At 34.1% G+C, this 26,545-nt stretch carries 19 protein-coding genes and 3 pseudogenes; 17 read left to right on the plus strand and 5 right to left on the minus strand.

What is annotated here, in order from left to right; all coding sequences use genetic code 11:
* Window positions 1-1,151: 1,151 nt before the first annotated feature.
* The 13 genes and pseudogenes from Q0791_RS18255 to iglH form a co-directional block, all read left to right on the plus strand.
* Window positions 1,152-1,378 (plus strand): annotated as a pseudogene (locus Q0791_RS18255) (ISAs1 family transposase); the annotation flags it as partial.
* 58 nt (window positions 1,379-1,436) lie between these two features.
* A pseudogene (locus Q0791_RS18260) lies at window positions 1,437-2,642 on the plus strand (IS256 family transposase); the annotation flags it as partial.
* A gap of 532 nt (window positions 2,643-3,174) precedes the next feature.
* Window positions 3,175-3,723 (plus strand): type VI secretion system contractile sheath small subunit, encoded by a 549-nt coding sequence (tssB, locus tag Q0791_RS18265; RefSeq protein WP_299009502.1) that lies wholly within the window; start codon window positions 3,175-3,177, stop codon window positions 3,721-3,723.
* A gap of 107 nt (window positions 3,724-3,830) precedes the next feature.
* A complete protein-coding gene (gene tssC / locus Q0791_RS18270; RefSeq protein ID WP_299009506.1) occupies window positions 3,831-5,369 on the plus strand; it encodes a type VI secretion system contractile sheath large subunit in 1,539 nt (512 codons plus the stop codon).
* Between the two features lie 114 nt (window positions 5,370-5,483).
* Window positions 5,484-6,128, plus strand: a complete 645-nt coding sequence (gene iglC, locus Q0791_RS18275; protein WP_299009509.1) for a type VI secretion system tube protein IglC — start codon at window positions 5,484-5,486, stop codon at window positions 6,126-6,128.
* 7 nt (window positions 6,129-6,135) lie between these two features.
* Entirely contained in the window at window positions 6,136-7,308 is a 1,173-nt protein-coding gene (gene tssK, locus Q0791_RS18280; RefSeq protein WP_299009512.1) for a type VI secretion system baseplate subunit TssK, read from the plus strand.
* Window positions 7,309-7,551: 243 nt separating this feature from the next.
* Entirely contained in the window at window positions 7,552-10,203 is a 2,652-nt protein-coding gene (locus tag Q0791_RS18285; RefSeq protein ID WP_299009514.1) for a hypothetical protein, read from the plus strand.
* Window positions 10,204-10,206: 3 nt separating this feature from the next.
* The gene (locus Q0791_RS18290) at window positions 10,207-13,566 is read left to right on the plus strand and encodes a hypothetical protein (RefSeq protein ID WP_299009516.1); all 3,360 of its coding nucleotides are present in this window, start codon (window positions 10,207-10,209) and stop codon (window positions 13,564-13,566) included.
* A 6-nt stretch (window positions 13,567-13,572) separates the two neighbouring features.
* Window positions 13,573-14,016 carry a type VI secretion system lipoprotein IglE gene (iglE, locus tag Q0791_RS18295; RefSeq protein WP_299009517.1) on the plus strand — a complete coding sequence of 148 codons (444 nt, stop codon included), beginning with the start codon at window positions 13,573-13,575 and terminating at the stop codon, window positions 14,014-14,016.
* Complete coding sequence (gene tssI, locus Q0791_RS18300) at window positions 14,009-14,503, plus strand: type VI secretion system tip protein TssI/VgrG (protein WP_299009519.1); 495 nt, start codon at window positions 14,009-14,011, stop codon at window positions 14,501-14,503. Before iglE ends, tssI begins: the two co-directional genes overlap by 8 nt.
* 21 nt (window positions 14,504-14,524) lie before the next feature.
* Entirely contained in the window at window positions 14,525-15,418 is an 894-nt protein-coding gene (locus Q0791_RS18305; RefSeq protein WP_299009522.1) for a hypothetical protein, read from the plus strand.
* 21 nt (window positions 15,419-15,439) lie between these two features.
* Complete coding sequence (locus Q0791_RS18310; protein WP_299009525.1) at window positions 15,440-18,289, plus strand: PAAR-like protein; 2,850 nt, start codon at window positions 15,440-15,442, stop codon at window positions 18,287-18,289.
* Between the two features lie 19 nt (window positions 18,290-18,308).
* On the plus strand, window positions 18,309-19,763 hold the full coding sequence (gene iglH / locus Q0791_RS18315; protein WP_299009528.1) for a type VI secretion system baseplate subunit TssF/IglH: 1,455 nt from the start codon (window positions 18,309-18,311) through the stop codon (window positions 19,761-19,763).
* Window positions 19,764-19,809: 46 nt separating this feature from the next.
* Here iglH and Q0791_RS18320 read toward each other — a convergent pair whose 3' ends face one another.
* Window positions 19,810-20,109, minus strand: coding sequence for a hypothetical protein (locus Q0791_RS18320; RefSeq protein ID WP_299009531.1), 300 nt, complete (start codon window positions 20,107-20,109; stop codon window positions 19,810-19,812).
* Window positions 20,110-20,458: 349 nt separating this feature from the next.
* Here Q0791_RS18320 and Q0791_RS18325 point away from each other — a divergent pair, with 349 nt between their 5' ends.
* Window positions 20,459-21,103 carry a DotU family type IV/VI secretion system protein gene (locus tag Q0791_RS18325; RefSeq protein WP_299009534.1) on the plus strand — a complete coding sequence of 215 codons (645 nt, stop codon included), beginning with the start codon at window positions 20,459-20,461 and terminating at the stop codon, window positions 21,101-21,103.
* Between the two features lie 8 nt (window positions 21,104-21,111).
* Entirely contained in the window at window positions 21,112-22,347 is a 1,236-nt protein-coding gene (locus tag Q0791_RS18330) for a type VI secretion system protein IglI family protein (protein ID WP_299009536.1), read from the plus strand.
* A gap of 55 nt (window positions 22,348-22,402) precedes the next feature.
* Here Q0791_RS18330 and Q0791_RS18335 read toward each other — a convergent pair.
* A pseudogene (locus Q0791_RS18335) lies at window positions 22,403-22,528 on the minus strand (resolvase); the annotation flags it as partial.
* Between the two features lie 151 nt (window positions 22,529-22,679).
* Between Q0791_RS18335 and Q0791_RS18340 the strand changes: the two are divergent.
* On the plus strand, window positions 22,680-23,030 hold the full coding sequence (locus tag Q0791_RS18340; RefSeq protein ID WP_299009538.1) for a type II toxin-antitoxin system RelE/ParE family toxin: 351 nt from the start codon (window positions 22,680-22,682) through the stop codon (window positions 23,028-23,030).
* Complete coding sequence (locus tag Q0791_RS18345; protein WP_366942494.1) at window positions 23,020-23,325, plus strand: helix-turn-helix domain-containing protein; 306 nt, start codon at window positions 23,020-23,022, stop codon at window positions 23,323-23,325. Before Q0791_RS18340 ends, Q0791_RS18345 begins: the two co-directional genes overlap by 11 nt.
* A 190-nt stretch (window positions 23,326-23,515) precedes the next feature.
* On the opposite strand, the gene Q0791_RS18350 is transcribed toward Q0791_RS18345, so the two are convergent.
* The 3 genes from Q0791_RS18350 to Q0791_RS18360 all read right to left on the minus strand — a co-directional run bounded on the left by Q0791_RS18350 (window position 23,516) and on the right by Q0791_RS18360 (window position 26,033).
* Window positions 23,516-24,436 (minus strand): ParB/RepB/Spo0J family partition protein, encoded by a 921-nt coding sequence (locus Q0791_RS18350; RefSeq protein WP_299009541.1) that lies wholly within the window; start codon window positions 24,434-24,436, stop codon window positions 23,516-23,518.
* Window positions 24,436-25,635: an AAA family ATPase gene (locus Q0791_RS18355; protein ID WP_299009543.1), complete on the minus strand. Its 1,200-nt coding sequence runs from the start codon at window positions 25,633-25,635 to the stop codon at window positions 24,436-24,438. The genes Q0791_RS18350 and Q0791_RS18355 overlap by 1 nt, the downstream gene beginning before the upstream one ends.
* A gap of 176 nt (window positions 25,636-25,811) precedes the next feature.
* A complete protein-coding gene (locus tag Q0791_RS18360; RefSeq protein ID WP_299009544.1) occupies window positions 25,812-26,033 on the minus strand; it encodes a hypothetical protein in 222 nt (73 codons plus the stop codon).
* Window positions 26,034-26,545: the final 512 nt, after the last annotated feature.

Here is a 26,545-nt window from a genome sequence, read left to right on the forward strand (position 1 = left end):
AAAACCCAGTCGACTTGCTCAACTTTCACCCACCCACACTTACTAACACTCAGCGCCACACTAAGATTTGGACACAGTTGAGCGGAAAACTCACTTGATTTGCTCAACCTTTACCCATCCGCACTCGCTAACACTCAGCGCCACACTAAGATTTGGACACAGTTAGGCTGAAAACCCAGTCGACTTGCTCAACTTTCACCCACCCACACTTACTAACACTCAGCGCCACACTAAGATTTGGACACAGCTAAACAAAAATGCGTTGGAATAATAAATTTCTTCGTAATAACGGTAGTAACGTGCGGATTAACATAAAACTCTACCCATAAGCGATAAAGTTACCAAATATATAAAGATTACAGATCGCCATAGGAGCATTGACTGTCATAATTGACAATTGCAAAATGAGCTCTACCTACACCACAGTTAATTAAATCCATTTAATTTTACTAAATCCGGCATTCTGCACCTAAAGTCCATGTTTAAAATTTTAACGTTAGGTTTAAAACTAAGTCACCTGAAAAATCTAAAATGATGCTTTTAAACTCATTTAACTCAAAAATAAGTTATTTATAAGAGGATAAATCACAACTAAATAAGATAATAAACACACTAAGATATTGTCATAGATACACTAAGAAAACGTCATCGAAGCACTAAGATATCGTCACAATACACTAAGATATCGTCACAATACACTAAGATATCGTCACAATACACTAAGATATAGTCACACTTAAAGTTGTAACTATATGATATTTAATGGTAATTAGAACTCTATATAGCTTTATATAGCTTTATATAGCTTTATAGATTTTTATAAAAATCTTATTATAACAATGTGGATATGTGTAAAAACTAAAAATCAACTTAATTTATTCCCATTATCCTTATTAAAACTCTAATGAAAATTTAAAACCACGGCCTCATTTTAAATAATTTTCGCTAATTTAAAATCCATCAAAGGCTCATAATTCGATTTAAATAACCAATAGCATAGGTTTAGTGAATTTTTGAATAAAGTCTCTTAAATCGACGTTTTGACCCCTTAAAATGCATTTTTGAATACTGTAAGAACATATGAACTAAGAAAAATCAAAACAAAAAACATTTTTCTTACTTTTAAATACTTAGTCACAATTATTTAACTTACCTTACACTGGATATTAAATATTGTTTTAAAAAGAATAACTGTTATATGCATAAAGCAAAAAATGTTGAATCACTGCCTATTTTGAGACAATTAGCATTAAACCTTACCAAAATGGAAACAACACAAAAAAGAAGTATGAAAAGTAAATTAAACCGCTCGTTACTCAGTGATGAGTATCGAAAGCTGCTTATTTTTAATCATGTTATAAGGACAAGAACAAAGTAGGTAATGTTCGTCATTCTGTGTCATTTCCGTACAATAGTTAAAAAAACAGAAATGACACATGACTCAATCTTTTGATTTTAAATAAACCTTAAAAGCATTACAAGCAGGTAAAAATCTAACAGGCAAAGACGGCATTCTCAGTCTGTTTATTAAACAACTGACAGAAGCAGCACTTAATGCTGAAATCGAACAGCATCTTGAGCAAGAAACACAGCCCAATCGTCGCAATGACACCAGTCAAAAAACCGTAAAACCGTAAAATATGCCTCAGGCAACTTTGAGCTTTATGTGCCCAAAGACAGACAATTCACCTTTGAACCTCAACTGATTAAGAAACATCAAACCACCTAAACCGATGAAATGGATAGGCAAATCTTATCCATGTTTAGCATGGGGATGAGCTACCGTGATATTCATCAGCATGTTGAAGACATGTATGGTATTAATGTCTCAGTAGGAACGATTAACAGTGTCACCGATAAATTGCTGCCTGAGCTTAAGGCCTGGCAACAAAGGCCATTAAACAGTCATTACCCCATTGTTTGGCTTGATGCTATTCACTATAAAGTCAAAGAAGAAGGCCGCTATATCAGTAAAGCCGTCTATACGTTACTTGCCTTGAATATGGAAGGCAAAAAGGAAATCTTAGGCCTACACCTGTCTGAAAATGAAGACGCAAATTATTGGTTATCGGTACTGACGGATTTAAATAATCGGGGGGTTCAGGATATTCTTATCGCTTGTGTTGATGACCTAACAGGTTTTCCTGAAGCCATAGCCAGTATTTTTCCTCAAACAGAGGTGCAGTTGTGCGTTATCCATCAAATTCGCAATTCAATGAAATATGTGGCCTCAAAACATCAAAAAGCCTTCATGGCTGATTTAAAGCCTGTTTATCGAGCTGTGACTAAGGAAGCGGCCGAGATAGCACTGGATGAACTTGAGGCTAAATAGGGCAATGCTTATCCATTGGTTATCAAGGCTTGGCGTCGAAAGTGGGATAATTTATCACACTATTTTAAGTATCCAGAACACATTCGAAAAGTGATTTATACGACCAATGCTGTTGAAGCTGTGCATCGTCAATTTAGAAAATTAAAAAACCAAAGGTGCATTTCCCAACGAAAATAGCTTGTTAAAATTGCTTTATGCAGGCATATTAAATGCCTGTGATAAATGGACTATGCCTATTCATAATTGGAGCTTATGTTTATCACAACTGACCATTTATTTTGAAGGGTGTTTAGATAACGTGCTGGATATTCAAATGATATCACTGACACAGAATAGTGAACGCCCTTACAAAGTATGCTCTTATTCTACATAATGTCCTATCACATATGGCTTTTTAATTTTTAAATTGAGCTATGCATTTAAGTTCACTTTTTAAATTACTGGAAAAATATTTATTAGCACCAGTAATCTATTATAAATCTGAGACTTTCTTTTAAAAACCTATAGAGAAAATAATGCTATAATGTTATTACTTTATTGTATCAACATCTTCCAAAATGAACATTCCCTGCCAAGTTAAATGCAAAACTCAAGAATAAAAAATCACAAATTTTACTAAAACTTTAGCTATCTTGCCATCGAATAATAAAAAATAACTAATAAACTTAGTAAGTTACTGCGTTAACAGTGTTTTATTTTTTTAATGTTACTTTTTATTATAAAAATAACGCTATCATGTAAAAGATAGCCTAAACTAATATGTATTAGTCGTTTTTTAATTCAATTATTAACAGTAAACTTTGTGGGTTAAAAAGTAGGGCGTTAATCAAGAGGAGGCCACCGTGGCAGTGAATAAAAATATCCCAAAATCTAGGCTTATGATCGAATATGATACACGTATTGAGGGAGAATCTAAAAAGAAAGAATTACCATTTCGCTGTTTAGTTTTTGGTGATTTATCTCAAGGGAAATCAAAAGATAGACAACTGGAATTTGAAGACCGTGAAGTTAGAGTCATTAAAAAGAGTGTTGATGCAACCTTAAAAGATATGGATATATCTCTTGATCTAACTGTACCAAATAGTATTAACCCACAACATTCTCCTATGTTAGATATTCACTATAAATTCAATAAAATTAGTGATTTCCAACCTGATAAATTAGCTAAACAAATACCACAACTGAATGCATTACTAAAATTAAAAGAAATGCTTATATCATTTGAAAAAGATATCGATAATGATCGTGCATTAAAGAAAACGATTGATCGAATATTTTCTGATAAAGACATGTTATTTCAATTGAAAAACCAGTTGCCTAAATTGGACTCTTATCGATTAAATTCAGTTGATAACGACACACTATTAGAAAACAAGGAAGCCCCAAGTTAACATATAAAGTTATTGAAATACGCTATCGTAGCGACTATATGCTATGTAATTAATACATATCACCCTATAAATAAGGTAAAAAGGACATGAGTGAACAAGAAACCAATGTGTTAAATGATATTTTTAGCCAGTTTGGTGGAAGTGATGATAACCGTCAAACATCCATGTCATTAGTTGATGTTGATATTAATGAAAACACCGACCTGATTTTTAATATTTACGATGATTATTATGCAAAAAATATAGCTGCATTAGCACTTGTTCTCGCCAATAATGATGAGATTATCAATTATAACAAGCTATATATACAAAATGCAGTAGAACTTATAAATGATATTATTGAAGCTCAAATTAATAGTATTATTGCTCATCCTGAGTTTCGTAGTATTGAAAATCAATGGCTTCAAATCAATGAACTCACAAAACTTGAATATGATAAGGTAGAGATTGCACTTATTGATGCAACCAAAGAAGAGTTGCAGTATGATTTTGAAAGAAATTTGTATGATATTTCCAGCAGTGAAATTTTTAAAAAAGTCTATGTTTCCGAATATGATCAATATGGTGGTGAGCCTTATGGGTTACTTTTAGGCTTATATAATTTTAACAATACCATGGATGATATTACTTGGCTAACAGGCATGGGAATGGTCGCAGAAAGTGCACATGCACCTTTTATTGGTAGTATTGATCCAAGTTTTTTTGGTGTTGATAAAATTGAAGAGCTCAAACAAATAAAAAGTTTCGAAACTCTGATGGAACATCCTAGGTATCGTGATTGGAATACTTTTAGAAACACAGATCAAGCTGCTTACATTGGACTATCATTAGGTAATTTTATTTTAAGACAGCCTTATCATCCTGTTAATGCACCGGTTGCCGATCAACGCATGAATAACTTTGTAGAATATGTCGCCGATTATGAATCTAATGATACTTATTTATGGGGAAGTGCGAGTATTTTAATGGCCCAAAATATTATGCGGTCTTACGATAAAACAGGCTGGTTTCAGTATATAAGAGGTCCTGAAAATGGTGGGTATGTGAAAGATCTTATTGCACCTGTTTATAACATTCGTGGCTTTGATGAACGTCGCTCGGCATTAAATATTTCTTTTCCAGATTATATGGAGCTCTCACTCGCCAATGTTGGTATGATTCCTATCATTGAAGAAAAAGGCACTGCTAATTGTTGCTTTTTTAGCGTGAATTCCATCAAGAAAGTACATGAATTTGTTGATGATTTTGATTCAATCAATTCACAGCTTGTCGCTAACCTTTCTTATACTTTTTGTATTGCACGCATTGCACATTATATTAAATGTACCATCAGAGATAAAATAGGCAGTGTTGTTGATGCTGGCAGGATAAAAATGCTTATAAGCGATTGGATTCGTCGCTATGTGACAAGTGTTTACAAGCCAACCCCCATTGAGTTAGCGAAGTACCCTTTTCGTAAAGCAGAGGTTGAGGTATCACCTATCCCCGGTAAAGCTGGTTGGTTTAAATGTAGTGTGACAGTGTTACCCCATATTCAATTTGAAGGTATGGATACGACATTAAAAATAGATGCCAGACTTGATCCGGGCCTATTTGGTGGAGAAGAAGGAGAAGAAGGTGAAGAAGGAGGAGAAGGGGGAGAGTAATCAGGGCAATAAATAATTGTTATTTAGTAGGCTCTCTTCTGAGCCATTATGGTATTAAAATGTGCATGCTTAACAGCTTGCAATATATGAGTTAATTCAATGAGGAGATAGTTTATGACTTTAGTACCGCGTGATGCTGTGTATGGTAACGCTTTATCAGTTAGTTTTAGTAATTTTGCTTATGCCAACACTGAAGCTGAGCCACGTCTTTGGTTTGCATCATTTAGTTATTTTGGAACTGATGCTGGCACTAACCTATATGCCTATGATGGGGAGCAGACGACAGGTGATGTGACCTCCCCTACAGCTGCGGCCTCTTTAGTTGAACTTAAGATTAGTGGGCCGACACAATTAGCCGGAGTAAAGGTGAAAGTCGCGGTGCCTATATCCGACGATGACATCGTTTCTCTTGGTACGCTTATTAGTGAAGTTAAGGCGGGGACATCCTCTAGTAACCAACTTTTATTTGGTGACTCTAATGACAAACAAGAGAGAAAAAAGGATGGTGTGTGGACTTATGCAGTAGAGCTTAAAAACAGTTTTGCCTTATGCCCCATTAAGGCCGATGAGATGGTATTTACTTGTGTGGATGTTGGTCTTATAGGGGGGACAACATCAGATATTCATTTGTATATTTTAACCTTTGATAACATGATGATTGACTCAACTACATACACGCAAACGAGTATTCCGGTTATCCATGACAACTCTGATTCTTCGGGTGAGTATCCATTACAAAGTATTGCTAGTAGCTCTTAATTAAGCTATGTATGATCGCATTCATTGGCAAGATGGAGTATTGTTGACTGCATCACAATTGATTGAACAAGATCGATTGCGACAATATAATACGCTTAATGGCATGATGCTGCCTTACTCTATGGATTATGGTATTGTTCGACTGCATGTTGACACTGATTTATTGGAAACAGGCACTTTAAAAATAAAGAAATTAGATGTTTATACAAAATATAAATATTTAATAAAAATCAATGAAAGTGATAATGTGTCACTGTCATTAGATGAAAGTGTAGATAATGCGATTGTGCCTGTTTTTCTTAATCTGCAAGAAAAGCTAATCCATGAAGAGGGACTCAGTAAGGTTAGGCTAACGGTAACCTTGAGCGATAACTATAAAGAAGATAAAATTGAAAGTTTTAAGCTTTTGGAATTAATAAATAAAGAAGAGGTGTGGAGTGTCTATTCAAGTTCTATTGCATTATTGAGTTGTGATAGTTGCACTTTCTTATCTATTATCGGTGAGATTAATAAAATAATAGCCTCGATAAAACATTATATTAAGACGAGTCAGTATAGTAAAGGCGCATATTATATATTTAAAATTGGGTATCATCATTTAGAACGAATAGTGAATATGGCTAAAAAAAAGCCTAATCATGTCCATCCTATTGAAATATTTAATCAAATTGATACTGTTTATTACCTCATTTCTGAAGTAGAGAATACCGAATACTCTGTTGTTCATTATGACTTTTATAATCCAAATACGAGCTTTTATTCTTTGTTTGAGCATTTGTATAAAATATTAAGTAAGCCAGTAAAACAGCAATTTGTTACCTTTGAAAGAGAGGGAGATAGTTATTTAATTAGTGACTTATCTGGAGACTTTATCAATGCATCAGAATATTTTTTAGTATTGAGAAAACTTACTCAAGAAGAAACATATTATATAGAAGTGAAATATTTAAAGTTAAGCAGTATTGAAAGGAATAAACATATTAATCAGATGTCTTTATCTGGTATTTTACTTGAAAAAATGCCAGATGATGGTATTCATCAATTAAATGATCCATTTATTTATCAAATCTATAGCCTTTCTCATGGTGATGAGCTTGACATTGTATTAAAAGATAGGAATATAATGTTCAAGTACATAAAAAATGCAGAACACTATCAGTTCACTTTATATTATCGATAATATAATAAATCTTAATATCATTAGTTTGCTTTTCATTGTCGACCTCCTTTAGTGATCATACTTATTCATTGAAAAGTGAATCACCTATATTATTTGAGTGTTATGAAATAAAGGTGATAAGAGATGTTTAATAAAATTCTAATGAATAAAATAGTTCAATTAACTCGCTGAAAGTTGGCAGTAATTACACCTTTGCACTAGAGTTGTATAAACGGATTTTTTTAATGATGAGTTTTTCGAATTATGGGTGCACCGACAACAGATAAAGATTCAAATGGTGAAGGTAGTAGCAGCTCCTCTATTAATACTGTATTAAAGCCCATTTTATCAAATGTTAATTCTAATATGACGTTGATACCAGAGGATTTCTTTCAGCTATCAAATGCCATTTTGTCACATTTAACAGTTATTAATGTTTCAACTTTGAACGCAGAATCTATCGAGAAACTACGTCTACTGCATCATAGTGTATTGTTAATGATAGAATCAGAAGAAAAACCTGTTTATAACCAGTGTATTGCCTATGAACAGCTACAAAAAATATTCTTATTGGGTGTGTTACGGCGCTATGAGGTTCGTCCATTTCAATTGTATTTTAATACAGTGACTTTTGTACATTATATTGAGCATATATTAGAACTTAATTTTACAAAAACACCCTATATGATCGAAAATGCTAAATTAATGCTAGACGAACTTCCTGAGTTAATTAATAAAGAAGTCTTAATTCGATTGTCCAAAAATGAAGTTTCTGATCTTAAAAATGCAATGAGTAAATTATATGACTTTTTTTCTCTATCTAAAAAAAGTAATAATGATAAGTTAAGGCTTATTCATATATTAAAAAATTTAATTACACCTATTATTGGGTATGATAAATTTGTGATTGATCAGGATATCATCGTTGAAATTAATCCGTTAGATGATAATGTCGAGCCTGTAGACGTTAGCCTTGTGAGCAATGAAGAGCAAAATGATACAGATGAGTCTCAGTTAAGTGGCTTAATGTTATTTAACTATCATATTCTTGAATTGAACTTGTCATTATCAACTTATGGTTTTTCTGGGAGTGTAGAGTTTCAACTTTCTTATGATGACATCCCTTTTCATTCTGACTATTCATTTTTGTATCAAAATACCCCTGTTTCTATTGCACTCACCATTAATAATACTTATTTTTTTGATGATCCGGATGATGAGGATGAAAAATATCAAAAAAAATTGAGTCTTCAAGGGGTCGGTGATTTAAAAGAAATCAATAACTTACAATTAAATGGCGCCATTGTTGCAGTGGATATTGAAGAAGATACAGCCGAATTTTCTTCTAAGAGGCCTGTTTTTACATTGAAGTTTCATGATGCTCTGCAGTCAATTTGGCGAAGTCACTGTCCTGTTTATATTGATTTTGCTAAAAGTTATCTTGATATATTTAGTGATAATTTGTTTTGCTCTTATTGGGTCGAATTTGATACGGATAATACAACGTTATTGGCTACAGAACAAAAACAGATTGTTGTTGGTACACAAGGGCGATCATTTTATGACTATTTTATAGAAGTCTTGCAATCTTACGGTACATATCTTTATTACGATTACTCGTCACTGGATACTGATAATTATACTGGACAAGTGACTTATATATTGAGTGATGACTTGGGTATTTTACAGGATGATTCATCTGATGAAGAAGTAGCATTAACACATAAAGATCTAGAGCGTGTAATCAGTGTAAATTTTTATACTAAACAACCTTGGTATGGCAGTGAATCTGTATTTAATGCCAGTGTGGATAATCCGCAGCAAAGTGAAATCACAGATATTTACTCTGAGGATTGGACTCAAATTGAATGGATCCGTAAAGATTCGACAAAAATAATCGACGACTCAACTGTTTACACTAATTTTATATCCAATTATAGCCTAAAACGTCAAGCGGAAGAAGATGATGCCTATACTTATCAGTTGGAGCTAAGCGAAATTATGCCATTTATGACCCTTGAGCCTAGTTATGTACCTTATGATTTAGATACCGATCAGTGGGCATGTTCGATTACTAATTTTAGCCCATCGGTGACTGTTTTTGAGCAGCACCTTTGTTATCGCCAAAATGAAGAGGCAAAAATAGCACTTCAGCAGGAATTATTAACCGTTAATTATGCTGAGGATGCGGATAGTGAAGAGGATTGGTTTGAAAAAATAGCTGAAGTCGAAGTGCCTGATGGAATAACGCATTTTTTGTCTATGACCTCTATATGGAAAGACAGTAATACGAGTTTATGTGCGTTACCTGCCTATGTTCCTTTTCAACCTTTTGTGTCTGAAGGGGTGATAACCATAGGTGATGATGTGGATGACAGTATGCAGAATGCTTATAGTTTTTTTACTGGTCAAGATCAAACTGCTGAAGGAGCATTTTCTGCGGATCAATCTTCTGGGTCGGAAAATTATACTTGGTCTGAACAATCGGAAAATATTGTCACTTATGCCGTAACATTACCCAATATTTTGTATGCTGATCCAGATAATACAACTCCTGTTTTTATTCCTGCTTTAGTATTAAATGCCACGAGCAATGGTTTTCATCCTTTGAGAAATGGGGACTATGTGCGTGTTGCTTTTGAAAACCCAGAGCGGTGTAAAATTGAGTCGATATTCATTAGTAATCCTATTGGAACGGATAAGGCGTCTGAAAAAAGAATACAAGCAACAACATATGGGCCGAAAGAAGAGTGTCAATTGGCTTACACTCAAGATTCAGATGATCAAGTATTTCAAATATGCCAAACAGGAAGTGACGAACAAGTTGGAAATAGCTTTTCTTTGAGTCAATCTAATGGTGTCGTGATTTCATTTAGCGATGAAAGTAGTGATGAAAGTAGTGATGAAGAGGAATAAGGAATGAATCTGTTAACAGGGAAGTATGCGGTATATATCTTTAGTGCTATCGGGGCCGCTTTTCTTATTGTTTTTATAAAGCTAGGTATTAAGTATTTTAAAAAAATAAAGAAATCAAAAAAGAAAGTTGATAAATTAAAAAAAGCACTTGATAAAGGCAAGGGGAAAATAAAATTAAAACCAAACGTTGTAAAAGATGTTCTTAAAGAGATTAAAGAATCATCTAATAAAAAGGTTAATCCTGCTTTTTTATTTGTATATGATGGTGATAATGACAAAATGATTAAATATATAAATTCACTTTCTTCTGGTGAGGATTATAAGGTGATCACAGTGAGTGAGTCATTATTTGTTATGCTATCAGATAACAGAGTTGTTTTTTCATTGTCGACTTCGTATTTACAAGATATAAAGATGAACACGTTAAATTCATTATTAGATAAAGCCTATAAAAAAGGACTCATACAATTACCTTTTCTATTACTTTGTTTTGGTGATAAGGAATATCAGAATGGTCAGTTTTTTATTATATCCAACTTTATTTCAGAAATAAATATATATAAAAAAATAAAGTTTGATATCAATATTGCAATTGATATCAATATGAGTGATGAAAAGATAAGTTCATTTTATGAAATTGTAAAGCAAAATACATCAATTATTATAGGAAATAACTTTGAAACTGATGAAATTAAAGATATGATTAATAAAAAAATGGAGGATGTTCATTCGATACTGAGAAATGAAATAATTTCTGACTCATCATTTAGTGAATCTGTTTTTGATGCAATTCAAGTTGCATCTTTTATAGAAAAAAAATTAATGCTACTTTCTACTTTTTTATCAGGATTTAGTGAGTTGTCAGAAAGTACTTTGCTTGATAACGTCGTTATAGATTTTGGTATTCATAAATGTAATGTGCATTATAATATTTTTGAATCTGAATCTTCCATTTATATAAAAAAAGTCAAGCCCATTCATTACGTTACTTCTGTGGTCATCATTTTATCTATTATTTCAACTTTTTCATTTTTATATGAAGCTTATCATATAAAAAGACATAATGAAGCACTTAAAAAATCTAATGTTTTTGGTGGTCTTAAGGCTGCGGATTTAAATAAAGCTGATGGTTTGTATAACAGATGGAATGATATTTATAATAGCGATCTAATTTTTAACAAAATAACGTTCGGTTTGTTGTATGGGGATTATAGCTGGACTGAGCTAAATAAATCTTACGCTAATTTTATGACAGAGAAAATTATATTACCTGAAATTAATAAAGCTGAAGATCCATTGACTAAGCTATTGTTCTTATCATTTATTGCTGCTAGTAATTCACCTTCAATGTTCAATGAGCTTATGAATCAAAAAGCATTAGCAACGATAGTTTCAAATTTAAATGAAGAACAGCTTTATTTAATATATAAGTATTCAGGTGTAGTTTGGCTTCGAAAACTCAAGTTTCCTGCGCCTGCTCTCTATGGCAATTTAATTAATGATCGTGTAGATGATGACAATACTATAGACAATATATTATTTGATAACTTTTTAAATGTTCGCAATGAGGAATTAAAAAAATTCATATGGGAAAAAGTTGTTTTTCAAAGAAAGGTGTGTTTTTTAAAAAAGGCTATTCCTTATTTGTTTGTAGATAATGTTTACTATTCTAAAAGCGTTTTAAATTATATAAACTTTTTCAAAGATAAACTACCAAAAACAAAACATGGTTGTGGTAGTGAACTTTTACTTAAATTATTAGATATAATACCAGGGTCTGACGTACCAGAAAAATTAAGTTTTGAAAGTGAAGTGTATTTGATAAAAGATTATGTTAGTGAAATTGATAATTTCTTTTTAAAGGAAAAAAAATATGCGGAGCAAAAAGAGCAGTGGAAGAAAGTACTGCTCAATGCAGAGTTAAATTCTATTTTAAACAGAATACTTGGGAGTAATAAAGGTCATATAGATTTACTTTATTTAAAAGATTATTATGAATATACATTTAATACATTGTTCTCTCGAGATGTGATAGTGATATCACTGGCCTACGTGAAAGATGTGATTATCAATGTGATTAATCCTATGCTGAAAGATTATGATGAATTAGGAGCGGTTTTTAAAAGTTATAATATTGACTACCATGCTTTAGATCAATTAAAAAATGATTCGTTATCTGAATATGCCAATGAATATATTGCATCCTTAGAAAAAATACTGAATAACTCTCTGCCTGAAACGGTTTCTTCTGAAAACCTTAAAATGTATTTAGTAGATATCACCTCAGAAAACACGCCATTTGATAACAATATTGACTTTATTAGTGAGAATACAACATTCGATAAATCAGATGTACTCCCCAAACAGTTAAATGTGATTGCTGATACTTTTTCTGGCTTTAATAATTTAATACAATCAAAAGAATATACCCAATATAAAGGTATTTTAATGGAGGTCCATAGAAACTTATTGAGTGGAACCAATGATGATTATGTTAAAACTTATCAACAATTAACAAGTACAGGAAAGGATAGCATTATTGGTCAATTAGATACATTGATGAATAGTTTAGGTAATGTAAACTTAAGTATTTATAACGTATTTAAAGTGCCATTAAAAATAATCCAAAAAACCCTTGCTGATTACTTGATAGCGTATATTAATCAACAATGGCGTTTGCAAATAACCCCTAAAATCATGCTAATTGAGTCACAATTTCCATTCAATTTGAGTGCAAAACAAGCCATAGACTTTGAGGTATTAAATGGCATGGTAGGTATTCAAGGGGAAGTGTTTAATCAAATGAAAACGCTATTACAACCCTTGACTTCTTTTAATGAAGCTGTGTCTAAATGGAAGGTGAGTACGTTATTGACTTCAGAACAACAAACGACACTACAACCTTATATTGCGACATTGAATAAATATTCGACTTTACAAGCAATGTTGTGGGATGAAAAAGGTAAAGCTAAAGAGATGACATTTAATGTAAAACCTCAAGCCTTTAAGAATGTCACACTTGATGGAAAGAATAAAATGGTATTAACTTTCATGCATGGAGGAGGGAAATCTCAATCTCTTGGTTTAAATACAAATAGCGATGCAGTGACACCATTAGATTATCCGTGGCAACTGGCTCCAACGGTATCTGTTGGGTGGTTAAATACGGACAATAATAGTTTTGAGAAATCTTATCAGGGAGATTGGGCTTTCTTTAGAATGTTGGTTGATGCAAAATGCAGTCGTAGGTGGTTATGTACCTGGAATATAAAAGGAAATAATGCTAAATCGCCCCCTTATCAAGTGAGTTTTAGTATTCAATCTAATATATTAAAACTGGTTAAGCGTGAGAAGAAGGAGTAAAGGATTATGCGGTATGTTCTGTTTTTAGGTATATGGGCCATTTTCTTTTCATTTGTTTCAGGATGCTCTTGGTCATGGTTGCCTTGGGTGAGTGATAGTCCAGAAGACTTGTTGGTTATTAACTTATCAAGAGCGAAAAATGATAAGGAAAAGGAGCCTCTCACCATCATTATTGTTCAACCTGCTGATCAAAAGAGTTTTGTTGCGGCTAATTATGCAAGCGTTATTCAACAGTCGCTGGACAAAGGAGTAAAACGTTATGTTATGCTGGGTACTCAAGAAAGCGAGAGGATAATCATGGCCGCTGATAAAACCCCCTTGGCTATTTATTTTATTTTAAAGGAGCAACCCACATCTAATTGGAAGTATTTAATCGATGATCCTCAAGGGTCTATTCAATTATTTACGATTAATAGTGGCGGCGTCATACAGGAAAACAAAGATGGCTAATCATTCCATTGAAATTGTTCAGGATGGTATTGGGTTTAGTGTTCAAGGTGACAGTGATGATGATACCTGCCAGGTTAATTATAAAGGGACAGGTGATGCTGTAATAACGGCTAGCAATACTTATGGTGTTACTGCTGACACCTCTCTTTCGTTAACTGTTGGTGAGATATCGGTCACAATTTCAACGGACAATATCACAATAAAGAAAAGTAACAGTACAATTGCATTGGATGATAGCAGTATCGCATTAACCGTCTCCGATACTTCTATTACCATTGAAGATGGTACCATTACATTAGTCGCAGATACGATCAAGTTGACGGGAAACGACAACATAACCATTGACTCAAGCGATAGTCTAAGTCTGCAAGGCAAAACTGTTGGCGCAAAAGGAACAAGCTCAGTTTCAATTGAAAGTAGTTCCACCTTGACTTTAGAGGCGTCTTCAACAGCAACGCTAAAAGGTTCAACAACATCAGTAGGTTAACTTTATCTGGTAGACCTTAATATGGAACAATTAGCTGCACTTGAAAGTTTTCAGCGCTTACTCAATAACCGATCTTTATACGAGATAGAAGATCAAAAAACCGTTTTACAAACACATATAGAGCTAAAGCGCGAACTGTCGTTAAATGCATTAACACCGAGTACAAAGGTAAATGAGTATTCACTGTTTCAAATGAAGCAGATTGCAAAGCTATCAGCAAAAATTAATAAGCAAACCCAAATTTGCATCACAAAAACGTCGACAGAGCTATCGGTAAAGGTAAGGCAATCCTTAAAAGAAATGAAAGAAAGTTTACTACTTGGTAATAGTCATGATTATCTTTTAGCAAAAAACACATTATTACAGCAGCTTCAGGCATTAAAAAGTATTCAATGTAATGATATTAACTTGCTAGTGTCCTTACGCCCCGTTACAGCAGATGTAAAAATGGGTAATAAGCCAACATGTTATATTCAGGATGATTATCTTGAGACTTTATCTCATTCACTTCCTCAAGAAAAAACGCTCAATGTCCCGCCCCAAAAAAATAAGTCATTAACACTTTTTCAGTTACATGAATCAATATTATCGCTCGATCCACAAACAAATAAAGAGGATATTGAGCAATTATCTCAAGATTACCAAAATCATATGTTAACAGTACAAGTACAATTACTTAAGTTTAATAAAACCAAACAGTTGTTTTCCGATTTACTGCAGTATTCTGAGCTGACAGAGGTTTTATTAGGTTCGACCGCTTTTAAATATTTACTCATGAAATTTACTCCAGTATTGCTGACTATTGATAGATCAATTACAAATAATATTAATATGTTGGCAAATTCTGGCTTTATCAACATTACCGACAATCAAAAGCAAGTTTTAGAGAAAATAGAGAATTTTTATCAACAATAATGGAAATGATAAATAGGGTATATGGGAAATTCTGATATTAATGAGAAGTTAAGCACATTACAAGAAGGTGCCGATAGTGATACGCAATCTGCTGTAGAGGGGTTGCAATCATCGGTTTCAAACTGGGATGAAGTAACAGATGTGGCACAAGGTATGCCATATAGCCAAACGCTTAATCAAAACATTAGCACAGCAACCAGCGCGTCGACGATTGATCCTAATACGACGGTAAGCTCAGCTTTTGAATCCATTGATTCACAATATGAAGTATCAAAGTCTACTGTTGATGTTAGCTCGTTGATGGCTGATAAGCAGTCTGCTTTTAATCAACTGAGTAGTGATTTTCCTGCTAATCAGGTTGCTTCGTTACAACAAAGCTATACTCAGCAAGCTTCGCAAATAACAACCACTTTAAATCTGCAAGCTGCTAATGGTGATACGAGTATTACAGATCAAATTGAGGCGGCTCATCAGCAAGTATCAAGTGCGACTCAAAGTTATGCGAGTGATCCTGATGATGCTGTTGCGAAAGCTTACTATGAAAGTTCACTAGCATCATACCAAAGTGCTGTGGATGCTTTTTCAGCAAAAATGCCTGATTATCAAGAAAGTGAGAGCCAGCTAGTCAGTCAATGCAGTAGCTTGACTACAGCGATAAGTGAACAAAGCACTATGTCTGAGGCTGAATCAAGTGCTTTATCTCAGCAAGTATCCGATTTTTCTAACTTATTAAATTCTTTACCTCAAGAATCCGTTAATTTAACGGCAGAGCTAGCAGCTAGCTCCTCTACTGAAGGCAGTAGCAGTTCCTCTGATGAAATCAGTAGTAGTTCGTCTGATGAAATCAGTAGCAGTTCGTCTGATGAAGGCAGTAGTAGCTCGTCTGATGAAGGCAGTAGTAGTTCGTCTGATGAAATCAGTAGTAGCTCGATTAAAGAAACGGCATCTGCTGTAACATCAGCTGCTGCGGCTTCAGCAGCGATGACGGCATATAATGATGCAAAGGCGGCAGGTACATCCCTTGGACAGTCATTGAGTACTGAAGCACAAAGTACGTTAAGCTCGGTGACGGGGCCATATACGTCAGCGTTTCAAAATGCCATCACTCAAACATCTTCCTCAGCACTGCTTCAAAGTGTCACTGAGCAAACGTCCTCTTCTGCGCTCGATAGTGTTGTGGCTCAAGCGGCATCATCACTTCCTTCTAGTGACGATTTAGATTCAGCACTGAGTAAAGTCAATGCCTTGGGGGAAACCGCTGCCGCATTAAGTAGTGTTCCTTTATCGATTGCCAGTTGCATTTGTGATGAAGTTGAAAGTGCATTATCAACCATATCGAATGTAATAAGCGCTATTATTTCAGATATTGATTCTGTATATGACAGTATTCAAAGTGCGCTCGACTCGATTACAAATGAATTAGACTCGTTGCTAGACTTTAGTTTACCCAGTGTTGACTGGCCTTCAATAAGTGATTTGGAAGATGAAATCAGTGACTTAACCTCTGATGTGCTGAATGCATTACAGTTTAATATTCCTAATTTTTTTAGTTTTATCAATATGCCTTCAATTTCTGATCCTTTTGCAAGTGAGCTAACCGCATTATCCAATTGTTTAAGTTCGATACAAAATGAAGCTGAAGATTTAATCAGTAGTGCTGAAAGTTTCGCTAACAGTTTGATCAGTGGTGCCAGTAGTCTCATGAATGGCTTGACTGATGATATCGATGGTCTCGTTGATAGTTTAGGAAGCTTTTTCGATGACATCTTAAATGGGGCCGACAGTATCGCCAGTAGCTTTATATCTGATATTGATGGTGTGTTTGATAGCCTAATGGGAGAATTAGATAAGCTTGCGGATTTATGGTCCAGCACTAAAGAGGCTGAAGCCAGCTTTTTTACAGATTACCTTGAAGAGTTAGCAAATGACATCATAAGCAGTGCTGAGAAGTTAGCTGAAGAGCTGATGCCTTTTGATGTGTCTGCATTATTAAGTGAAGTAGAGGGGGTATTAAATTCATTTGAGAACTTTTTTATTTCTGACTTGGCTAACCTTGAAAGCTTATTATCGAATCTACCCAGTTTACCTAGCTTATCCAGTATTCCGGATATTAGCGCATTAATTCCTGATATCAGCTCCTTACTTTCTATGCTAGAAGAGTGCACAAACTTCAGTACTATTGAAGGCTATGTGGATGAAATCAATGCATTACTTAATTCACAAAGTGAAAGTAGTGCTAGCTCTTCTTCATTAGCGTTATCTATGGCCAATTATTTATCCACTGTAACTAGTTTAAGTAGCGCTGTCGCTGAGGGGGAGTCCTTGGTCACTGCAGCTGAAACGGTGCAAGCTGTAGCAGCAGATGCAGAAGAAGTGGCAGAGGCTGTTACAGAGGTGTTAACCGAAGGTGCAACATTTGCGCTCACTGCCGCAGTCACTTCATATATGGTGGTAACAGGTGAAGCGGATAAATTGGAATTATCAGAATCCTCTCAGGCATCGAGTACAATGGCCTGCTGTATGGGATCGGTATTAAGTTGTAGTTTTGGAATAGGAACAAGTAGCTTAAGCCCAACGAGTTCAACCGTTACCATCAATAACAAAGCGGCATCAAATATCAATGACATTATTCCTATTACTAATGTACCTGCTTTTTCTGGGTGTACGAATCCAGCAAGTCCTCTGGTTAATACCGCTAGCACTTTCTGGTCGTGTACTCCGATGTTGTCTACTTTTATAGCAACAAATACAACAACGTTAGTTCAAGATTCATCAATTAATACGATGAATAATACAGCAACGTGTAGTTTTGCTACAGGTGGGAGTATTTCTTTTAGTGATGCTTCGCAAACGACAACTGTATCAAGTTAATTGTTAATAGAGGAATAATATGAAAGAGTTAAAGAATGAGGATGAAGAAATCGATCTTTCTGAAGCGCACTATAATTACTTACTTAATAAATTAGAGGATTTAAGCGATAAAATAAAAAGTGAAGTTAAAAAAAATATGGCAAAAGAGAGAGAGCACCAATTATTTAGGTATAATCAATCCATGCTGATTTTTATATCTAAGCATATCTTAATTAAAGCTAATTATAAAATGGACCGTTTTTCAACTGATATGGTTCATACTCAAAAATTTCAGATATTTGATATAGAAAAAAGCAAGGAATTTATTTATAGCCTTCAATCAGATGTCAAACTTACTTCGTTAGAATTAACAGATATGAAAATTGATGTTGATAAATACATAGTTCAATTATCACCTAAAAAGCCTGTTAAAATTGATCGGTATAATTTTGACTTATGGTTGAACCCAGTTTTGTGGGATAAATTTAATTATAAACTTTTGCAACTGAAAAAAAACTTGTTATTAGATCCACACATAAAAATAAAAATAGTATATGTTAATGAAAGTATAGAATATATTGATGGTAAGTTTGAAGATATATTTTATGGTTTGTCCGTAAATGAGAATATAAGATTTAAAGTTGTATCTCCTCAGTTTAATTTAGGATTGAAAGTTGTATTTAAAAAAATGCCAAATAATAAAGATGTCAACATTAAGAGCATAGAGATAAGTTTATCATTTTTTCACTTTATAAAAAGTGGGCTCTCTGATTTAAGTATTGTAAAAGAAAAACTATTTTCAACAAATATTATTCCGTTGTTTAATATGTTTGATAGTTATTCAACTGCCCATAAATTAGATGATAAAATTGATAGTATTCCAATAGTAAACCCTGATAATTTAGATGCAAAACCCATTAGTGTATTGCAAGTATGGTTAAATAATAAATTATATGAAGAGTATTATAATCATATTACTAGTGAGTTCTTTTTCCACCATAAAAAACAAGTTTTATTCTATTACCCATCCGATATTGCAAGCAGTATAAAGAGGAGAAAAAAGATTTATGTTAAAGCGTTGTGGACAGAAAACTCTGAACATGGCTCTTTAATAAATATCAAGTCAAATTCCTTTGTTACTTCAGAAATACGTTACGATCTTATTACGTTACAAAAAGAAGTCAGTGAAACAAATTTATTATCTATTGATATTGTTGTTCAAATATTTAGAGCCTTTTCTGATTTGGATATTAGAAAAACGCACAGTATTTTGATTGCACTGGAGTTTCTTTGTGGGGATGAGTATGCAGAGCTATATAAAAAATTCAGATCTGAAATAGACAAAGTCGAATATGATGCAAACTGCAACAAATTGACTTTTTTCATTAAAAATAAATCAAGTATTTATTTTATGGAATATATGTCCGATATTATCTCCGGTTTTTTCTATGTTAATTCACCACTGGCGATAAAAGTAGATGTTTTTGTAAGATAAAGAGTAAAGCAATATCATGATCATTGCTTTACTCTTTATCTATTCCTCACTCTTCAGAAGCCGCCTCTTCAGTTCCATCTTCATTGTTTCCAGCTTCAGTATCCTCCGATGGCGGATTTAACATTGCATCGATAGGAGGGATAATATCTCTATCAACTAATATTTCTAAATCCTGCATTAAAATATTTTTTATTTCTTCAGACTCAACTTTTTGATCATCTAACGATCCTGACTTAATGATTGTCATTAGTTCTTGACTTATTTTAAGTAAATCATCTTTCAATGATTCTTGTAATTTAGGTAAGATAAGGCCAAGTTGAATCCGGAATGAGATTTCATCTGACATATTGCTCTCCTAGCGTAAATGATAAAGAATAATTATATTTTAGTCAGCTTTATTTACTGTAGATGCTTTGATTGAAAAAACAAACAAAAATACCATTTCAGTGGAATATTTGAAAATGTGCAGTATAAATAAACACAAAAAACAAAAGCTGTACTTTTTCTGGGTAAGTATATAAAGCTGTATAAAATTAAGTTGTTACTGTTAAACTTTCCTTTTTACATTGTAGGTAATATGGATTTTCTAGGGGGGGGCATTGTTGATTTAAAGCCGAGTCATTCGCGGTGAGTAGTATTTAGGTATAAAATAAAGTTATACAAAATAGGATAAGCCCTTAGAAGTAGGATGTAGTATGACAAGTGAACTTAGATTGTTATCCACATTAACCAGATTGATAATGTCAACAAAAGATTTGGAAGCTAGGTATAACAACAGTACCGATGAGGCCAGAGAAAACATTATTACTCGCTACAGAGAAAAGGTGCGATCAGTGTTATTTCTCGCGCAAAATAAAGTTTCAGATATGTACAGTAAAAAAATAACCCAATACATTATTTTTTCAACAATATTGAGTATTGATGAGCGATGTAAATTGATGCTTAGTCAGCAGCCCACACCGATAGCATGGCATGATTTTCAGATAGAATTTTTTCAACGCTCTGATGGTGGAGAGTATTTTTTTGAAATATTAGATGAAATGATTTCAAATAAAATATATCCCGTTATTTGTTATGAGGTATTACTCATCGTATTGCAAAATGGTTTTTTAGGCCGTTATTATCAAAATCCAAATCATAATGAACGGCATAAATATATTGTTGATCTCAAAGATATCATTAAAGCATTAAAGCCCTATAAGGTTGAATTAACAGATAAAAGTATACAAAATAAGCCTGTGAAGTATAATGAATCAAATAAAAATTTTTTGATTGTTATTTCCCTTGCTATTAGTATTCCTATTATACTTTTCTTGTTAACACGTTACTTGGAAATATGAGGGTTTAAATGGATTTATTAGATCAGGTTTTAAATTTAGAAAACATTAAGAAAGTTAATCGTATAAATCCAATATTAATGAGTGCAATCGTTAAAAACCTTCAAGAGGGGGAGTATCAACGTTGCGAGGAAGTGATAAGCCAGTATATGGAGCAAGCTGAAGAGGTTGATATTTATGTGATTTTTATTTGCTTCACTATTGATGTCTACCTTAGACTCAATTCATTAGCAGCCATTCAAGATAAAATTATTAAATATGGAGACATTCTCAAAAAACATAGTGATGTTCTTTCACCTATTAGTCAATTTGATAACTCCCTTAAAAATGGAATCGACACGTTTGCAAAGCAGCTTGACATAAAAATAAAGGAACTGGTTGGTGACATTGAAGCTATAGACATACAACCCATTATTGATGATGTAAATAAATTTTTTATATATTGTAAAAGCTTAGGGGATGTTGATATTGCCAAATTTAAAAGCATTCGCCGTATCAATATGAAATTCACCCATATAAAAAACAAAATTGAAAAAAATAATGCTGATTTAGAAGATGATGACGAAAAAATAGATGACAATGGTAAGGTTGAAGATACCAGTAACAAAGACAATATGAACAATAAATGTCGATCTGACTATATTGATAAATTTGCTTCCGTTAATTGGTATCAACTTATAGAAAAAGTCTCTATGTTCCAACTGCTAGTAGCAAAAAAACGCTTTTTTGAATCGGCAATCGTTTATAATGATCTTCAACGTGAATTAATAAAATTTGATCCTAAAACTTATTTTCCAGGTCTTTTTTTTCCTCTCTATAAAACATTGTCATCAAATGCAAGACTGATCCATAATTTTATTGAAAGACATTCAAACTCATTACAATGGCATATTGCAGAAAAACTCTATCATATTGATAAAAAAAAGTTTATTAAAGAACTTCCATTGATGATTGAAAATTCAATGAATGAAGAGCAATTTCAAGATATTCAAGATATTCAAGAAGAAGTGAATAATAACGAAAATGTATTGATTGATGATGCTGCTTACCAAGAAGAAGATGATAATGAAATTGCATTTTCTGAACCAGAAGCAGAAGAGGAAGGAGCAGATTCAGAAAAAAACATGTTTGATTATGAGCAAGAATCACATAGTGATCTTGACGCAATAGAAGATACATTAGCGAAAATTGAAGACATCTGGAATGACCCCGACTTTGCAGCAGAGCAATCAGACTCTGAAGAATAACATCAAGCAGCCTAAATAGTTCTGGTCGGTGTAATCTTGCTCCGGATTCATTTTCTATGAACCAAGCGGATATTTTTAGACTACTGCCTTGGGCAAATTCAGTTAACTCCTCTTTTTCTCTTTCTGCATCTTGTTCATCGGTTGAGGCTCGAAGGTATGTGTAAACTCTAAAGGTGTGCATAGTTCATTTTAAATACGATTATTAAATTAATAAACCAGTTTTTCTTAAGTTCATTTAAGATATTCTATAAGCACTGCCGTTCTGCGATTATAGATTGTAATCTATATAGATTGTAATCTATAATCAGTTCAAAAGAAGCCAAATAGCAACTATGTGGACAATACTGAATCGACCAGTCTTCATTGACTGGTTTAAAACATTGAATAGCAGAGACAAGGTTAACGTACGTGCATCCCTTATTCTGTTAGAAGAAAGAGGCCCCACTTTACCTAGGCCATACGCTGACACCTTAGAAGGCAGCAAAGTCAGTAATTTAAAAGAGCTACGCGTACAGAGTGGTGGAAAGCCGATTCGAGTTTTCTTCGCTTTTGACCCTGAGCGCCAGTGTATCATCTTATGTGGTGGCGATAAGACTGGTGACAAACGTTTTTACAAAAAGATGATCCCTATCGCAGAAAGAGAGTTTGAGGAACATCTAGAGGAGCTAAATCATGAAAAGTAAGCCATTAAGCGCACTTGATGACCTAATGACTGAAGATGAATTGAATATGGCACAACAACAAGCTGCAGAGATGTTACTTGAGCTCAATCTTGCAGAAATTCGTCATAGTGTTCAAATGTCTCAAGCCCAGGTTGCAGAATCTATGGGAATAAAGCAGCCTACTGTCGCCAGTCTAGAGAAAAATGGCAAAGACGTTAAGCTACTGTCACTAAAACGATATGTCGAAGCGTTAGGTGGTCGGCTACGTATCGATATAGAAATGCCGGACGGCCATCACTTTGGTATGAAGGTCTAATGATACCAATTTGCGCCGCGTTATGCGCGATTTAAGCGAATTTTTAAAGGCTTGTTTGGTGTCAGTGTAACACCAGAGAGGTTAACCTAAAGAAGTCAATGAAGAGTAAGCTGATCGAACAGCACCTTCAAAAAACGGGCAACTGTCAGATCAGGTTTAAGCTAGTACATCTTATTGAATGATTTCTTCACTATTTATTTTTGTAATAATCCTGTATGAGCTTTTCAATATCTTCAATTTCTTTCGGTGTACCCCGTGTTATTTCAAAGGTGGTTTTATTTTTATGGGTAGCCACTTTGACAAATTTATCTTTTGATATATCGACAAATTTTCTCGGTTTGCTTTTATTCACTGGTGTATTTAAACCGGCTTTCTCATAGAGAATCGCCATAATTTCATCATTCGATCCAGAGGTGATTTCTATCTCATTAACAAAAGATTGTAACGCTAATTCATTACTAAATTGCTTAGTCACTTTAGTCAGCTTGCTAAATTGTTGATGAGAAATTTTTGAAGGGATCGCAAAAAAATTAACCAGACAGGCTGGTACTTCCCAAGCTTTGATACATCGCAGATAAAATGCCTTTGATATTTCTTCTTCTTGTAGAATGTCCTCTTCTGTCATCGGGTTTTCAGTATCACTTAACAGCATAGAGTAATAACGGCCATGATCACGGTATGAGTGCTCTTCTGATGTTTGTAGCTCTTTGGCAAGGGCCTTGACTTCTTGAGTCGTTAGCTTTTCTCTGCAATAGAGTAGGTTAATCCCTACATTTGCTAAAATAGCGGCTTTTCTTCTTCTAGAGCCATCAGCAATATCAAACTTTCCGTCTACTTTTATGGCTATTGCGGGGAAGTATTGTTGCCGCTTGATTGAATTGACTATCTTTTCAACGGATTTTTCTGTCACTTCCGAACCTATACGGCGATTGTGCTTTGATACAAATGTGCTTGACTCAACGTCACTGGCAGGAACGGTGTGAGAGATAAACTCAACTTTTCGGCCTGTGCAGAGCGTGTATACCTGTTTATTAGGGACATCCTTTTGACCCACTTCTTTCATTTGCTCTTTCATGCTTTGCGCAATCGATCCCATTCTTCTCATTTTCATTAACCTTGACTCCTGATAAGTTCAAGTCTTGAAAAAAACGAACGAGAAAAGGCATAGATTGCCTCTTGTGCTCGTTTTAACGCTTTTTTATCACCGTCATACATGGAAGGGTCCACAGATACAACGGTATCAAAAGTGACCCCACAACGCTGAAACCCTGATTTATCAGGCAAGTGAACATCTAGTATTTTGTCTTCTAACACAACCTTTGCCAGTGCCAATGACTCTTGATGCTGAAGTATATGAGGGCTAAACTTATTCATAAATCCGAGCATAGGTTTTTTATCAGTATCAATGCCTAAGTTATTTAGGTATTTCATTAAAATTCGCAGCTGTGATAGGTATTTCAAAGAAGAATGAAAATCAACGGTTACAGGCGGTAATGGCGTAACCAGTACGTCAGCCGCAACAATGCTATTTAATAAGAAATAGTCGAGATGGGGGCCAGTATCAATAAAGATAAAATCAAAGTCATTTCTAAGCTTGTCGATGACGTTATCTTTTAATATCGAATGGGGTTCTTGATCTTCGCCTAATTGACTCTCACAATCTTCTAACCAAGACGTTGTTAAAAAACCATCATCGATGGCTGCTGGCATTAAACTCACACCCGGTATGCTAGTATCGAATACGTATTGTTCAAGTAAAGTTTCACGGCTTATGTTCGGTGTAAACATCGCCTTGGCAGCGGTTTTATCTTGACTACCAATGGCAAGCTGATTGTTTAAATACATGGTTGATGATGCTTGCGGATCTTTATCGATGACGAGTATACGTAAGTCATAGCGAAGTAGCGTCTTATCTGTTCTTAATGCGTGTGCGGTGTTCACACAAGCCGAACTCTTTCCTGCTCCCCCTTTTAAATTATTAAAATATATCACTAAACTTTGTTGATATATGTCTCTGTATGTCGGAATTTGTCGTTGCTTATAAATGGCGATAACATCTTCAATACTCAATGAGTCTAGATTTCCGTTTGGTTTACGTTTAAAGGGATAACCATTCGCCTCCATTTCTCCCATGGCTTTTTCTACTGCATTACGGGATAGGCCAGCTAAAGACTCTGTGGTTTTCTTTGAAAACCTCATATGAAAGTCTTCTTGCCCAAATTCTTCTTTATGTGCAATCACCTGTTTATTCATCGCATCTAAAACCTTGTCGGCTTTTTGTCCCAAATAGGCGTAATCGTCCATATTCATATTTCATCTTACCTTTTATGTTATTTGCGCTTTAAATTGTAATACGTGTCATTTGTGTTTGATACATGATTTTTGTGTGTTTACATTATAAACGTGTTTTATGAATAAATTTATGTTTTTTTTAGCAATAAAAACGCTATTTTTCGCATGACATCAATTAAGTATAAGCCTTTGTTTCAAAAAATTTTTTTTGCAAGACCAAAAAAACGTTCAAGGTGATTTTCGCAAAATGAATGCATAAAATAAAACTCCGCATCCATCATCTCAGCTATGGTGTCATTACCTGCACACTCAGTTCCATTATCAAATGTGATCATTTTGACATCATAAAATATAGAGCCAACAATACCTTTAAAGTCTTCGATAGCGGTATTGGCGCTCTCTGCTTTATTTTTCATATCATCACTTATTTGAAAGCCTTATCAAGGGGAAGTCAGTCAATGAGACTGATATGTTTTATCTACAACAGTGTCTATTTCAACCTAGCCTAAATCGGTTTCTCATGTGTTATCTTAGGCCTGTTAGTGATGGAATTGACATGGTTAATTTGGTCATTTATTTAGATGATGATAATAATCGGCTTCATATCAATATAGATGATACAATAACGAAAAGAAAAGGCTCTAATTTTACGCCTAAGGTTAAGCTTGAAACGGATCAATGCCTTTGATAGTAAGCGATGCTTGTTATCGGTCTTTCAATAGAGGAGCCATCGCTCAATCCAACGACGACAAATGAAAGCGCTATCCCCGTGATACCTGAATCCTGCACCTTCAGGTATCACGGGGATAGTTTCAGCTAAAGCCTAGGTCTCATATGACTCTAAAATGGGATTATACCAATTCTACTATATAAGTGATCTTTCAGCGGGAATTCAACATGCTGTAGGCAAGGTCGTTAATTGCTCCTG

The sequence above is a fragment of the uncultured Shewanella sp. genome, assembly GCF_947495455.1.
Taxonomy (GTDB): domain Bacteria; phylum Pseudomonadota; class Gammaproteobacteria; order Enterobacterales; family Shewanellaceae; genus Shewanella.

Coding starts and splice junctions, on each gene's coding strand:
- Q0791_RS18305 (WP_299009522.1), top strand. CDS start 14,525: ATGGAACAATTAGCTGCACTTGAAAGTTTTCAGCGCTTACTCAATAAC.
- Q0791_RS18360 (WP_299009544.1), bottom strand. CDS start 26,033: ATGAAAAATAAAGCAGAGAGCGCCAATACCGCTATCGAAGACTTTAAA.
- Q0791_RS18290 (WP_299009516.1), top strand. CDS start 10,207: ATGAATCTGTTAACAGGGAAGTATGCGGTATATATCTTTAGTGCTATC.
- tssI (WP_299009519.1), top strand. CDS start 14,009: ATGGCTAATCATTCCATTGAAATTGTTCAGGATGGTATTGGGTTTAGT.
- Q0791_RS18345 (WP_366942494.1), top strand. CDS start 23,020: ATGAAAAGTAAGCCATTAAGCGCACTTGATGACCTAATGACTGAAGAT.
- iglC (WP_299009509.1), top strand. CDS start 5,484: ATGACTTTAGTACCGCGTGATGCTGTGTATGGTAACGCTTTATCAGTT.
- Q0791_RS18310 (WP_299009525.1), top strand. CDS start 15,440: ATGGGAAATTCTGATATTAATGAGAAGTTAAGCACATTACAAGAAGGT.
- iglE (WP_299009517.1), top strand. CDS start 13,573: ATGCGGTATGTTCTGTTTTTAGGTATATGGGCCATTTTCTTTTCATTT.
- Q0791_RS18285 (WP_299009514.1), top strand. CDS start 7,552: ATGGGTGCACCGACAACAGATAAAGATTCAAATGGTGAAGGTAGTAGC.
- tssK (WP_299009512.1), top strand. CDS start 6,136: ATGTATGATCGCATTCATTGGCAAGATGGAGTATTGTTGACTGCATCA.
- Q0791_RS18330 (WP_299009536.1), top strand. CDS start 21,112: ATGGATTTATTAGATCAGGTTTTAAATTTAGAAAACATTAAGAAAGTT.
- Q0791_RS18320 (WP_299009531.1), bottom strand. CDS start 20,109: ATGTCAGATGAAATCTCATTCCGGATTCAACTTGGCCTTATCTTACCT.
- iglH (WP_299009528.1), top strand. CDS start 18,309: ATGAAAGAGTTAAAGAATGAGGATGAAGAAATCGATCTTTCTGAAGCG.
- Q0791_RS18340 (WP_299009538.1), top strand. CDS start 22,680: ATGTGGACAATACTGAATCGACCAGTCTTCATTGACTGGTTTAAAACA.
- Q0791_RS18350 (WP_299009541.1), bottom strand. CDS start 24,436: ATGAAAATGAGAAGAATGGGATCGATTGCGCAAAGCATGAAAGAGCAA.
- Q0791_RS18355 (WP_299009543.1), bottom strand. CDS start 25,635: ATGAATATGGACGATTACGCCTATTTGGGACAAAAAGCCGACAAGGTT.
- Q0791_RS18325 (WP_299009534.1), top strand. CDS start 20,459: ATGACAAGTGAACTTAGATTGTTATCCACATTAACCAGATTGATAATG.